This is a genomic window from Azospirillum sp. TSO35-2 (assembly GCF_003116095.1).
In the GTDB taxonomy this organism is placed as follows: Bacteria; Pseudomonadota; Alphaproteobacteria; order Azospirillales; family Azospirillaceae; genus Azospirillum.
The window spans coordinates 506110-518968 of the sequence record NZ_LGRA01000013.1; the positions used below are offsets into that span (position 1 = coordinate 506110).

General features: G+C 69.3%; 13 protein-coding genes. 1 reads left to right on the top strand and 12 read right to left on the bottom strand.

Annotation, left to right across the window (positions count from 1 at the left end):
• Window positions 1–6: 6 nt before the first annotated feature.
• The 7 genes from TSO352_RS09645 to TSO352_RS09675 form a co-directional block, all read right to left on the bottom strand.
• A complete protein-coding gene (locus tag TSO352_RS09645) occupies window positions 7–915 on the bottom strand; it encodes a complex I subunit 1 family protein (protein WP_109107381.1) in 909 nt (302 codons plus the stop codon).
• Window positions 912–1421, bottom strand: coding sequence for an NADH-quinone oxidoreductase subunit NuoB (nuoB, locus tag TSO352_RS09650; RefSeq protein WP_109107118.1), 510 nt, complete (start codon window positions 1419–1421; stop codon window positions 912–914). The genes TSO352_RS09645 and nuoB overlap by 4 nt, the downstream gene beginning before the upstream one ends.
• On the bottom strand, window positions 1418–2635 hold the full coding sequence (locus tag TSO352_RS09655) for a proton-conducting transporter membrane subunit (protein WP_109107119.1): 1218 nt from the start codon (window positions 2633–2635) through the stop codon (window positions 1418–1420). Before TSO352_RS09655 ends, nuoB begins: the two co-directional genes overlap by 4 nt.
• A 20-nt stretch (window positions 2636–2655) precedes the next feature.
• A complete protein-coding gene (locus tag TSO352_RS09660; RefSeq protein WP_109107120.1) occupies window positions 2656–4506 on the bottom strand; it encodes an NADH-quinone oxidoreductase subunit L in 1851 nt (616 codons plus the stop codon).
• A gap of 14 nt (window positions 4507–4520) precedes the next feature.
• Window positions 4521–4793, bottom strand: a complete 273-nt coding sequence (locus tag TSO352_RS09665) for a MoaD/ThiS family protein (protein WP_109107121.1) — start codon at window positions 4791–4793, stop codon at window positions 4521–4523.
• 93 nt (window positions 4794–4886) lie between these two features.
• Window positions 4887–6692, bottom strand: a complete 1806-nt coding sequence (locus tag TSO352_RS09670) for an aldehyde ferredoxin oxidoreductase family protein (protein WP_109107122.1) — start codon at window positions 6690–6692, stop codon at window positions 4887–4889.
• 2 nt (window positions 6693–6694) lie between these two features.
• Complete coding sequence (locus tag TSO352_RS09675) at window positions 6695–7171, bottom strand: 4Fe-4S dicluster domain-containing protein (RefSeq protein WP_085091330.1); 477 nt, start codon at window positions 7169–7171, stop codon at window positions 6695–6697.
• Window positions 7172–7731: 560 nt separating this feature from the next.
• On the opposite strand from TSO352_RS09675, the gene hypA reads away from it, so the two are divergent.
• Window positions 7732–8073 carry a hydrogenase maturation nickel metallochaperone HypA gene (gene hypA, locus TSO352_RS09680; RefSeq protein ID WP_109107123.1) on the top strand — a complete coding sequence of 114 codons (342 nt, stop codon included), beginning with the start codon at window positions 7732–7734 and terminating at the stop codon, window positions 8071–8073.
• A 79-nt stretch (window positions 8074–8152) separates the two neighbouring features.
• Here the strand turns inward: hypA and TSO352_RS09685 are convergent, their stop codons facing one another.
• Genes TSO352_RS09685 through TSO352_RS09705 form a run of 5 tightly spaced genes read right to left on the bottom strand, consistent with a single transcriptional unit; the run spans window position 8153 to window position 12788 of the window.
• The gene (locus tag TSO352_RS09685) at window positions 8153–9355 is read right to left on the bottom strand and encodes an ABC transporter substrate-binding protein (RefSeq protein ID WP_247871999.1); all 1203 of its coding nucleotides are present in this window, start codon (window positions 9353–9355) and stop codon (window positions 8153–8155) included.
• A gap of 49 nt (window positions 9356–9404) precedes the next feature.
• Entirely contained in the window at window positions 9405–10127 is a 723-nt protein-coding gene (locus TSO352_RS09690) for an ABC transporter ATP-binding protein (protein ID WP_109107383.1), read from the bottom strand.
• A complete protein-coding gene (locus tag TSO352_RS09695; protein WP_109107124.1) occupies window positions 10120–10872 on the bottom strand; it encodes an ABC transporter ATP-binding protein in 753 nt (250 codons plus the stop codon). Before TSO352_RS09695 ends, TSO352_RS09690 begins: the two co-directional genes overlap by 8 nt.
• Window positions 10869–11921 carry a branched-chain amino acid ABC transporter permease gene (locus TSO352_RS09700; RefSeq protein WP_109107125.1) on the bottom strand — a complete coding sequence of 351 codons (1053 nt, stop codon included), beginning with the start codon at window positions 11919–11921 and terminating at the stop codon, window positions 10869–10871. The genes TSO352_RS09695 and TSO352_RS09700 overlap by 4 nt, the downstream gene beginning before the upstream one ends.
• A 3-nt stretch (window positions 11922–11924) precedes the next feature.
• Complete coding sequence (locus TSO352_RS09705; RefSeq protein WP_247872000.1) at window positions 11925–12788, bottom strand: branched-chain amino acid ABC transporter permease; 864 nt, start codon at window positions 12786–12788, stop codon at window positions 11925–11927.
• Between the last annotated feature and the right edge of the window lie 71 nt (window positions 12789–12859).

Consider the following 12859-nt stretch of genomic DNA (forward strand, 5'->3'; position numbering starts at 1 on the left):
CCCCCTTCACCGGACCAGCGTCGCGGCCATGGTGATGGCCGAGGCGAGGCCGCCCCAGACCCAGTAGAAGCGGAAGGCCTGGGTCAGGCGCAGCCGCGCGGTGGTGGTCGCCAACAGCGTCACCCCGCCAAGCACCAGGATGCCGGCGACGAGATAGACCACCAGATTGACCAGCGGCCAGGGTGTCGCCGGGATGAAGACCACGGCGAACAGCTCGGTCAGCAGCACGACCTCGATGGCGTGGGACAGCTTGAACAGCGCCAGCGGCGGACCGCTGTATTCGATGTGGCTGTCGGCGATGATCTCGTGCTCGGCGTTGGCGATGGAGAAGGGGTTGAGCTTCATCCGCGCCGGCAGCGCCAGCAGGAAGGTCACGGCCGCCAGCAGATGGACGAGGCCGTAGGGCACCTCCTGCAGGGCGCGCATCTGGAAGCTGCCGGCGACCTGCGCCATGGCGATGATGGCGACCAGGAAGGGCAGGTTGTAGGCCAGCGACAGGATCGCCTCGCGCATCGCCGCGACCTGCCCGTAGATCGACCGGCTGACATAGCCGGCCAGCACCTCGCACAGGACCGGCACCTCCATCAGGTACAGCAGCAGCACGACGTCGCCGGGCAGCGACGGCACCGGGTTGCCGGGCAGCGGCACGATGGCCAGCGCCGCGGTCACCGCCGCCACCGACACCAGCGGCAGGGCCAGGAAGATGCCGCGGCTGACGCCCCGGGGAATGACCGTCTCCTTGCCCAGCAGCTTCATGACGTCGAAGAAGGGCTGGAAGAAGGGCGGACCCTGGCGGCCTTGCAACCGGGCCACCAGCTTGCGCATGAACCACAGCTCCAGCCAGCCGAGCGGGGCGGCGAACAGCAGGCCGGGCCAGACGGCGATGGCGACCAGATAGGACCAGACGGCGTTCATGACGGCCTCCCGCACCGGCTTTCAGGCTGGCTTCCGGCAAGCCGGCTCTTGGCCAACTGGCTCTTGGTCGCGCCGTCCTCCAGCAGCTTGGCGGCGCGGGCGATGCCGTCCAGGATGGCCTGGGGGCGCGGCGGGCAGCCGGGAACCCAGACATCGACCGGAACGACGGTGTCGAGCGAGCAGCTCAGCACCAGCGGGCTGCCGGCGAAGACGTTGCCCGACGACGGGCAGGATCCCAGCGCCACCACCGCCTTCGGGTTGGGCACCTGGTCGTAGATGTCGAGGATCGCCTGGCGCGAGCGCAGGGTCAGCGTGCCGGAGATCAGCACGATGTCGGCGTGCTTGGGCGTGCCGTGCAGCTCGATGCCCAACTGCTCGGCGTCGTAGCGCGGGCTGAGCAGCGGCGTGATCTCGATGTCGCAGCCGTTGCAGGAGCCGGCGTTCAGCCGGCAGATCCAGGGCGACCGGCGGCGCGAGATCGCGATGACCCGTTCGATGAGGTTCATTTCACACCTCCCAGCGGGTTGGCCACCAGCGGGCCGGTGAGTTCAGCGACGTGCGGATGAGGGTCGAGCGTGGGGCGCAGCCGGTTCGGGACCAGCCCGAACAGCACCGGCGCAATGGCGAAGACCAGCAGGACCGCGGCGGCAGCGCGCGGCAGCGGCTGCCCGCCAGTCCCAACGGCAGGCCCCGCGGCGGCCGGACCGAGCCAGACCCGGTGGATGACGCGGACGTAGCACAGCAGCGCCATCGCCGAGGAGGCGTAGAGCACGATGAGCAGCAGCGGCCCGCCCAGCTCCGCCCCGGCCAGGTAGAGCCGCCAATGGCCGATGAAGCCCAGCGTCGGCGGGATGCCGATGAAGCCCAGCGCCCCCAGCATGAAGGCGGCGCTCGCCACCGGCAGCGGGGTCGACAGGCCGCGGTCGTCCAGCGTCACCGCCCGGCCGAGATGCCATTCCGCCGCCCCGACCGCGCCGAACAGCACGATCTTGCCCAGCGCGTGGCCGAGAATGCCGAACCATGCCCCGGCCATGCCGTCGGCGCCGCCGATGACCAGCCCGAGCAGCAGATAGCCCATGTCGTCGATCGAGGAGAAGGCCAGCATCGGCTTCAGCGCGCGCTGGGCCAGCGCCAACAGCGCGGCGCCCAGCAGTGACAGCACCGCGAGCCCGATCCACAGCGGCGCGAAGCCGGTGAAGATCCAGGGGGCGGTATCGCGCAGCGTCAGCAGCTCGCAGAAGGCGCCGACATCGACCACCGCGACGATCAGCGCGGTGGTCATCGCCGACGAGGCGCGCGCCACCGCCGGCAGCCAGAAATAGACCGGCACCAGCCCCAGCTTCAGCGCGACGCCGATCAGCAGCAGCGCCACCGCCAGCTTGTCCCACGGCGCACCCGGCCGCAGCGTGCCGAGGCCGGTCAGCGCCAGCGCCGCCCAGGTGCAGAGCGTGGCGAGGACCACCGCCGTCAGGTATTTGCGGGCGGCGGCCCGCGCCGCGTCGGTTCCGCCGCTCCACACCATGCCGACCGCCACCAGCTCGGCGGCGGAGGCGAGCAGCGTCGCCGTCCAGGAATGGCCGGCCAGCCGGGCGGCGACGGCGAGCGCGACCGTGGTGGCGGCGAAGCGCCACCAGGATCGATCCCCCTGCGGGATGGCGCGGGCGTACAGGCCGACGCCGAGCGCGATCCCCAGGAAGAGTGGTATCAGGACCGTGTCCATGTCGATGCCTCCGGCAGCGCTCAGACCAGCCACACGCCGGCCAGCGCGGCAATCGCGACGAGACCGATGGGCAGCAGCGGGCGATCCTCAAGGACGGCGCCCGCGGTGGTCTGCGCCGCACCGGCCACACGGGTCAGGGCGCGCCAGATCCGGAGATAGCCGGGATCGGGATCGAGCGAATAGACGGGGTGAAAGGCGGTTTCCGCCATCTCGGCGAAATCGACGGCGCCGGGCCGGTCGCCGGCCGGCAGCGGCTCGCCGCCGGAATAGACCGACACCAGCCCAGGGGCCGGCGCCTGCGCCAGCCGGTAGACCAGCAGCCCCAGCATGGCCGAGGCCAGCACCACGCCGCCGCCGACGGTCACCGCGATGGTGCCGCGGTCGGTCAGGATGCCGAGCCAGCTCATCTCCACCGCCCAGTCGAACCCCAGGGAGCGCACCGCCGGGGCGACGATCGGCAGCATCAGCAACTGCGGCGCGACGCCGAACAGCAGGCACAGCCCGGCCATCGACCCCATGCCGGCCAGCATGCTCGGCGACGCCTCGTGGATGCGCTTGCCGAGCAGCGCCGTGGACGGCACGCCATAGAAGGCGTTGACGGTGGCCTTCAGGAAGGAGAAGGCGGTCAGGATGCTGCCGATCCAGCCGACCAGCACGACGACCAGCAGCCCCTTGTCGAGCGCCGCGCTGAACAGCAGCCATTTGGCGACGAAGCCGTTGGTCAGCGGCACGCCGGCGATCGACGCGGCGGCGATGATCCACACCTTCGCCGTCCCCGGCATCGCCGACGCCAGACCGCCGAGGTCGCGCAGGTCGCGGGTGCCGGTGGCGTGCTGGATGGCGCCGGCGCACATGAACAGCGTGCCCTTGAACAGCGCGTGGCTCAGGCAATAGAACAGTCCGGCCGCCAGCCCGAGATCGGTGCCGAGCGCCAGCCCGACGACGATGTAGCCGAGCTGGCTGACGGTGTGGAAGGCGAGCAGCCGCTTCAGGTCGGTCTGCGCCATGGCGAAGATGACGCCGACCAGGATGGTGACGCAGCCGACCGCCAGCAGCGGCGTTCCCATCGCCTCGTGCCACTGGCCGCCGCCCACCACATACATGCGGGCGATCAGGTAGACGCCGGCCTTGACGTAGCAGGCGGAATGCAGCAGCGCCGACACCGGCGTCGGCGCGTTCATCGCCTCCGGGATCCAGGTGTGCAGCGGGAACATCACCGATTTCGCCATCGCCGCGACGATGAACAGCGCCGCGACGCCCGAGGTGAAGGCGGGGGCGACGGCCGGATCGGTCCACACCAGCGTGCCGGCGCGGGCATAGACCAGCACCAGCCCGACCAGGAAGCCGTAGCCGGCGAGGTGGGTGATGACCAGCACCTTGCGGGCGCCGTCGGTCGCCGCCTTCTGCTTGTACCAGAAGCCGACCAGACTGTAGGAGCACAGCCCGATCACCTCCCACGCCACATAGGCGCCCAGCATGTCGGCGGCGCCCGCCAGCAGCAGCAGGCCGGCGATGAAGACCAGCATGATGGCGTAGAAGCGCGTCGTGCCCTGCTCCTCATGCTCCATGTAGCGGACGGAGAACAGCAGGATGGCAGCGCCGATCCCGGTGCCCATCACCATGAACAGCACGCTCAGCCCGTCGACGCGCAGGCCGATCGACAGCGGACCGTCCCAGCCGGCAAGCAGCGGCGCCTCCGCCGCGACGCCGGCCATGCTGGCGGGCACCAGCGTCAGCGAGGCGAGGAAGGAGGCGAAGACCACGGCGGTCGCGAGCACCCCCTTGCCGACCGGCGTCAGCCAGCGGGCGAGCAGGAGTTGAAGGACGAAGCCCCCGAGCAGGAGAAGAATGGGGAGCGTTGTGGACGTCATGACCAGCCCCTTTCTCAGCCACCGGCCAGCGGCGGAAAGATGAAGACGTCGGAGTCCGGCGACAGTGGCGTGTCCAGCCCCTGAAGACCGCGCACATCCTGGCCGTTGACCAGGATGATGGCGTAGCCGGCGAGTTCACCGTCCTTCAGGATCCAGCGGGCGAAGTTCGGGCCGTATTCGGCGGCCAGATCGCGCAGCAGGTCCCGCAGGGTCGCCGCGGGACGCTGCCACACCTCATGCGACTTTTTGGTGGCGTCGCGCAGCAGCGCGAAATAGGAGACTTTCATGGGACAGGGCCCTTTTTCCGGGACCGCCGCCTGACCACCGCCACCCGACCGCCGCCGCCGCGGCCGATGGCCGCGGCGGCGGTCCGGACAGGGTCAGGCCAGCGCCAGCGCGCTCAGCTTCTCCGGCGTGGGCACGCCGTTGGCGTCCCAGCCGCGAACGCCGTAGTAGAGCGGCAGCATTTCCGGCAGACGGCTGACCGCCCCCTTCGATGGGCCGGTCACGATCGGCTCACTCAGCAGGCGCGGCGGCAGGGTGTCGTCGGCGGCGGTCAGGCCGGCCTTCAGGTTCCACAGCCGCTCCAGGTTCCAGATCCGCTCACCCGCCTCGATGAAGCTGTCGCCGGTGTAGGCGAAGCCGGTCAGCGCCGTCATCAGCTCGGCGAATTCGGGCGCACCGATGCCGAAGGTGGCGAACAGGCAGGATCCGCTCGAATCCAGCGCCGCCGTCAGGTTCTGGAACAGGGCGACCAGCTCCGCCTTGCCGTCGATGCTGTCCTTGTCGACCTTGACCGGCACACCCAGCACCTCGGGGCTGATGGTGTAGCCGCGGACGTGACAGCCGCCGCGGTTGTTGGTGGCGTAGTTCAGGCCGATGCCCTGGACCGCGCGCGGGTCGTAGGCCGGCATCTCCTGCTTCTTGACGGTCATCGACAGCTCGGGATGGCCGTAGAGGCTGGCCAGCCGGTAGGAGCCCAGCGCCAGCTTCTTGCCGAAGCCCTGGCCGACGCCGGCCAGCCGCACCGCCTCGACCATCGCGTCGGCGTTGCCGAAGGTCAGCTCCAGACCCTCGGTGTCGTCCAGCGTGATGATGCCGCGGTCGAACAGCTCCATCGCGCAGGCGACGGTGCTGCCCATCGAGATGGTGTCCAGGCCGTATTCGTTGCAGTAGTAGTTGGCCTTGATCACCGCGTCGAGGTTGTCGATCCGGCAATCCGGGCCGAAGCCCCAGGCGGTCTCATACTCCGGCCCCTCGCCCTCGCCCTTGTATTTGGGGTGGTTGACCTTGGTGGCGCGGCCGCAGGAGATGATGCAGGAGAAGCAGCCCTTCGGCCGTTGCAGTTGGTTGGCCGCCAGCGTCTCGCCGCCCACCTTGTCGGCGGTCTCGAAATGGCCGTCCTGGAAGTTGCCGGTCGGCAGGCCGCCCACCGAGTTCAGGATGTTGACCAGCACGTTGGTGCCGTAGAGGCGCAAGCCGGTGCCACCGACCGGATGCTCCTTGATCATGGTGCTGGCCTTGCTCACCGCGGCGAGGAAGGCGGTCTTGTCGGCGACGGTGACGGCACCGGTGCCGCGCACCACCACCGCCTTCAGGTTCTTCGACCCCATCACCGCGCCGACGCCGGTGCGGCCGGCCGCACGCTGCATGTCGTTCATGATGGAGGCGATGAAGGACAGATTCTCACCGGCCGGACCGATGCAGGCGATCTTGGCGTCGTTGGCCGTCTCGGCGTTCAGCGCCTCGGTCGTCTCCGGCACGTCCTTGCCCCAGAGATGGGCGGCGTTGCGGATCTCCACCTTGTCGTCCTGGATCCACAGATAGACCGGCTTCGGTGAGCGGCCTTCCAGGATCAGCATGTCGTAGCCGGCGTATTTCAGCTCCGGCCCCCAGGCGCCGCCGGAATTCGACGCAGCGATGGTGCCGGTCAGCGGCCCCTTGGTGACCACGTCGTAGCGGCCGGCCGACGGCGCGAAGGTGCCGGTCATCGGACCCGACGCGAAGATCAGCTTGTTCGCCGGCGACAGCGGGTCGACGGTGGGATCCACCTCGTCATACATGTATTTGGTGCCGAGGCCACGGGCGCCGATGTAGTCGCGCGCCAAGTCGGTCTTCAGCGCTTCGGTGGTGATCTTGCCGGTGCTAAGATCGATCCGAAGGATTTTTCCTGTCCAACCGTGCATGATCAGACCTCCGCAAAGGCGTTCTTGAGCTTGGTGGCGAAGGAGCGTTTGCGCGCCTGCGCCGACACCGTGTCCTCGACCCATTCCAGCGCGTGGGTGGGGCAGATCGTCGCGCAGGCCGGATCGCCACCGCAGGTGTCGCATTTCAGGATCTGCGACCCCAGGAAATCCCAGGAGGCGCAGCCGAACGGGCAGGCCTGCACGCACATCTTGCAGCCGATGCATTTCGACTGATCCAGCTCGACCTGGCCGTTGGCCGGGTTGCGGTGCATCGCCTTCGGCATGCAGACGGTGGTGCAGGCGGCGTCCTTGCACTGCTGGCACATCATGGGGACGGAGAAGCCTTCGCGTTCCCAGGTGTAGACATGGATGCGGGAGGCTTTCGGCCGAAAGTCTCCCTCATGCTCCATGGAGCAGGCGAGTTCGCAGTTGCGGCATCCGGTGCATTTGTCCGGATGGATCATCAGCATCATGCTCATGGTCGGGTGACCTCCTAATAACCGTGACGCGGGCTCCGCTTCTCAGCGCTCCTGTCGAGTGCGTTCCGGCCGTTCTGACGGGCCGGTCTCGCGCGTCCGGTGTTGGGCTGGTTCCTCGGATCGTGGCTTGGCCGGCTTGCGGCAACAGGGGATCGCCGCCGGAACGGCGGGGGAACCGCCGGGCGTGGCCAGGACTTGGACGTGGGGCATGGGGGACTGGCCCGGGGATGAAGCCGGCCGGTCGTGATCGGGACGCCCGTCAGGGCGGATGGCAACCCAGGGTGTTCGTTGTCGATCCGCCGGAGCCCGAAGCTGTCGGGCGGACGGTCCGCGTCGTTGGAGTGACCATAATCGTTGACCCGTTATGATCGAAATAACATAGGGCCCGGCTGTCGACCGTGTCTGGAGGGCGGGGCCGCCAATCTTAGGACCAGACTGCTCTTTCTTATCACCAGCCTGCATGCACCGATATGATTTACATCAACGCCTCTGCACTCGTTATGGTGAAGACATAGAATTCGGCCCTAGGGGAAAACCCCGATTTCTTCGGAAACTTACCGATGCACGAACTGTCATTGTGCGAAAGCATCGTCACCCTGGTGGTCGAAAGCGCCGGACGGGAGGGCATCCGCCGGGTGACCCGCGTCACGGTGGACATCGGCGCGGGCGCCGCCATCGATCCCGACGCGCTGCTGTTCTGCTTTCCCCTGGTGACGGAGGACACGCTCGCCGCCGGGGCGGAACTGGCGATCGAGCGGACGGCGCTGAAGGCTCGCTGCGACGCCTGCGGCACCGACTACGCGCCGGACACGCTGATCGCGCCATGCCCGGCCTGCGGCGGGACCCGGCGCACGCTGCTGGCCGGCCGCGACATGCGGGTGGTGTCGTTCGAAGGGGAATAGAGTTCCGGCGGTGAAAACGCGAGATGGGGCGGACCCTCGTCCACCCCATCCGCTTGGCTCGATAGAGGATGGAGCGGCGTCAGCCGCCCTTGCCGGGGTCCTTCACCGCGGCGACCTTGTCGAACTCGACGTTGAACAGCTCGCCGTCCTGGCGTTCGACCTTGCGGATGTAGATGTCCTGGATGATGTCGCGGGTGTCGGCGTCGATGGTCACCGGGCCGCGCGGGCTGGTCCAGCTCATGCCCTTGGCGGCGGCGACGAAGCTGTCGCCGTCGGCCTTGCCGCCGGTCTTCTTCAGCACCTCATAGACCAGATGCATGCCGTCCCAGCCGCCGACCGACATGAAGTTGGGACGCAAGCCGCCGTTCGCCTTGCGGAACGCCTCGACATAGGCCTTGTTCTCCGGCGACGGATGGGCGGCCGAGTAGTAGTGCGCGGTCACCGTGCCGATGGCGGCGTCGCCCATCGCCGGCAGGATGTCGTCGTCGGTGACGTCGCCGGTGGCGAGCAGGCGCACCCCGGCCTTGGCCAGCCCGCGTTCCGCGAACTCCTTCATGAAGGACGATCCCTCGCCCGACGGCACGAAGGCGAAGATCGCGTCGGGGGCGGTGTCCTTGGCGCGCTGCATGAAGGGGCCGTAGTCCGGGTTCTTCAGCGGGATGCGGACGTCGCCGACCACGGTGCCGCCGGACGTGGCGAAGCGCGTCTTGAAGACGGTTTCCGCGTCGATGCCGGGGCCGTAGTCGGTCACCATCGAATACATCTTGGTGGCGCCGTTCTTCGCCGCCCATTGGGCGATGGTCGCGGCCGACTGCGGCAAGGTGCCCGAGGTGCGCAGGATGTAGGGCGACTTGGTGGTGATGACGGAGGAGGCCGCCGCCATGACGATCATCGGCGTCTTCGCCTGCTCCGACACCGGGGCGGCCGACAGCGCCAGCGGGGTCAGCCCGAAGCCGGCGAGGACGGACACCTTCTCCTTCACCACCAGCTCCTGGGCCAGGCGCTTGGTCATGTCGGGCGCCACGCCGGTGTCGTCCTTGACGATCACCTCCACCTTGCGGCCGGCGACGCTGTCGCCGTTGACCTGCTGGTAGAGCTTGACCGCCGCCTCGATCTGCTTGCCGGTCGAGGCGAAGGGGCCGGACATCGGCAGGATCAGGCCGATCTTCACCGGGTCGGCGGCCAGGGCGGGCGCTCCGGCCAGGATCGTCCCGGCCACCGTTCCCAGCACGGCCGCCACCGTCAAATTCGGCGTCCAATTCCGCAGCACAGACGTCATCATGAACCTCCCCCAGTCTTATTGAATGGTGTCTCTGGCTTGAATGGTGTCTCTAGGCCGCCTTGGCGGCGACGCGCATGCCGACGTAGCGTTCCAGCGTGGCGTGGTCCTGCGCCAGCGCCGTCGAGGGCGCGCGGTGGACGATCCGCCCGCGTTCCAGCACGATGGCGTCGCGGGTCAGGCCCAGCGCGATGTGGGCGTGCTGCTCCACCAGGATGATGGCGAGGCCCTCGCGCTCCACCATCCGGCGGATGGCGGCGGACAGCTCCTCGACGATCACCGGGGCCAGCCCTTCCAGCGGTTCGTCCAGCAGCACCAGCGCCGGGTTCAGCATCAGCGCCCGGCCGATCGCCAGCATCTGCTGCTCGCCGCCCGACAGCTGGGAACCCAGGTTGGTCCGCCGTTCGCGCAGCCGCGGAAACAGCTCGTGCACGCGGGCGAGCGTCCACGGGCCGCGCCGCGCCGCCACCGTCAGGTTCTCCTCCACCGTCAGGGAAGGGAAGATGTCGCGCTCCTGCGGCACCCAGCCGAAGCCGGCGTCGGGCCGCCGATAGGGGGCAAGCCGCTCCACCGGCCGTCCCCGCAGGGCGATGGTGCCGCCGCGGCGCAGCGTGTGCCCCATCAGCGTGGCGAGCAGGGTCGATTTGCCCATGCCGTTGCGGCCGAGCAGGGCCAGCGCGCCGCCCTCCTCCAGCTCGAACGACACCTCGTCCAGCACCGACGCGTCGCCGTAGCCGGCGCTCAAGCCGCGGACGCTCAGCAGCGGTTCAGCCATGACCGGCACTCCCCAGATAGACGCGCTGGACCTCCGGATTCTCCGCGATTTCGGCCGGGGTGCCGTGGCACAGCACCTGGCCGCCGACCAGCACGGTGATGCGGTCGGCGAAGCGGAAGACGAGGTCCATGTCGTGTTCGATGAACAGGATGGCGAGGTCGCGCGGCAGGCCGGCGATCACCTCGAACAGTTCCGCGCTCTCGCGCGCCGGGACGCCGGCCGCCGGTTCGTCCAGCAGCAGCACCCGCGGCTCGCAGGCCAGCGCCAGCGCGATCTCGACCAGCCGCTGCCGGCCATAGGCCAGCTCCCGTGTCGGCCGTTCCGCGTCGGGGCCGAGGCCCAGCCGGTCGAGCAGGGCGTGCGCCTCGTCGATGGCGTCGGTGCGGCGGCTCAGCCGCGACAACCAGCTCCGCGTCAGCCCACGCCGTTCGCACACCGCCAGCGTCACCGATTCCAGCGGCGTCAGCGCCGGGAACAAGCTGTTGATCTGGAAGGTGCGCACCAGCCCGCGCCGCACCCGCTCGGCCGGGGTGGCGTGGGTGATGGTGCCGCCATGCAGGCGGATTTCGCCGCCGCTCGGCCGCAGCAGCCCGGTCAGCAGGTTGATCAGCGTCGTCTTGCCGGCGCCGTTCGGCCCGATCAGCGCGTGGCGCGCCCCCACCGGCAGGTCGAGCGACACGTTGCGCGTCGCCAGCAGCGCGCCGAAATTGACCGACAGTCCCTCTGTGGACAAGGCGGGGGTCATCGCGTGCCTCCCTTGCGGAAGCGGGAGCCCAGCTTGCCGGCGACCGTGGCGATCCCGCCGATGATGCCGCCGCGGGCGAACAGCACCACCAGCACCAGCATCAGGCCCAGCCAGAAGAACCAGTATTCCGGGTTGGCCGCCGCCAATTGGTCGCGGACGATCATGAAGACCGCCGCCCCGATGAAGGCACCGTAGAGATGCCCGGCCCCGCCGAGGATCAGCATGATCAGCACCTCGGCGGAGCGCTGGAAGCCCAGCACCTCGACCGACACGAACTCGGTGGTCTGGGTCAGCAGGGCCCCGGCCACCCCGGCCAGGGCGGCGGACACGGTGTAGATCAGCGCGCTGTGCCGGCGCAGCGGCGCGCCGATGGCCGCCATCCGCCGGCCGTTCTCGCGCATGCCCTGCAACGCCAGCCCGAAGGGGGAGGACACCAGCCGGCGGGCCAGCAGGAAGCCGGCGAAGGCCACGGCGAGGCTGTAGCCGAAGGCGGTCCGCCCCCACATGTCCATGGAAAACAGCCCGAGCAGCGGGTCGACGGCGATGCCCTGCAGGCCGTCGTCGCCGCCGGTGACGGCGTAGCCCTTCACCGCCGCCTCGTGCAGCACCAGCGAAACGCCGAGCGTCACCATCAGCAGCGCGATGCCGCGCACCCGGACGATGATGAAGCTGAGGGCGAAGCCGAGCAGCCCGGCCAGCGCGCCGGACAGCAGCAGCCCGCTGACCGGCTCGCCCCAGCCGTGGCGGGCCAGCAGCCCGGCGGCGTAGGCGCCGACGCCGAAGAAGGCGGCATGGCCGAGCGAGACGATGCCGCCATAGCCGAGCAGCAGGTCGAGCGACAGGGCGAACAGCCCGGCGATCAGCACCTGCGAGGCCAGCACCAGATCGTCGGGCACGATCAGCGGGCAGCTCGCCGCCGCCAGCCAGAACAGGATCTCGTGCCAGCGCCAGCGGCTGCGCCGTTCCAGTTGGGTGACCGGGCGGCTGCGGGGAGCGGCGCCAGACTCCTGGGGGGACGCCTGGGGCGACGCCACGGGAAGCGACACCATCGGCTACCTCCGTCCGAACAGGCCGGCGGGGCGCCACAGCAGCAGCGACACCATGACGGCGTAGATGATGAAGGCGCCGACCTCCGGCACGTAATACTTGCCACCGACATCGAAGACGCCGAGCAGCAGCGCGGCGATCAGCGACCCCTTGATCGAGCCGAGGCCGCCGACGGCGACGACGATCAGGAAATAGACCATGAACTTGACCGGGAATCCGGGGTCGAGCCCGATCAGGTTGATGCCGACCGCGCCGCCCAGGCCGGCCAGCCCGCTGCCGGCCATGAAGGTCAGGCTGAACACCCGGTTGACGTTGATGCCGCAACCCTGGGCCATGCGCGGGTTGTCGACGGCGGCGCGGATCATCGCGCCGAACCGGGTGCGCTCGATCCCCAGCACCAGGGCGGCGGTGACGGCGATGCCGACCAGGATCATGAACAGCCGGTAGACGCCGATGTCGATGCCGGCCACCGTCCACTGGCCGGTCAGATAGTCGGGCATCCGCACCGGCTGCTGGCCCGGCCCCCAGACATAGGTCGCCCCCGCCACCGCCATGAAGACGAGGCCGATGGTCAGCAGCACCTGGTCCAGCTCGCCCGCCCGGTAGAGCCGGCGGTACAGCACCCGCTCCAGCACGACGCTGACCGCCGCGACCGCGACGAAGGCGATCGGCAGCGTCAGCAGGAAGGGCACCCCCGCCTTGTTCATCAGCGTCGTCGCGACATAGCCGCCCAGCATGGCGAAGGCGCCGTGCGCCAGGTTGGCGAAGCCCATCAGCCCCATCGTCACCGACAGGCCGACCGAGATCACGAACAGCAGCATCCCATAGGCAAGGCCGTTGAACAGCACGTTGCCCAGACTGACCATCATGGTCGTCCCCTCCCCAATTCTTACGTCAACCGGCGCCGCCCCCGTTCCGGGATTCGGTCAGGCGCCGGCCA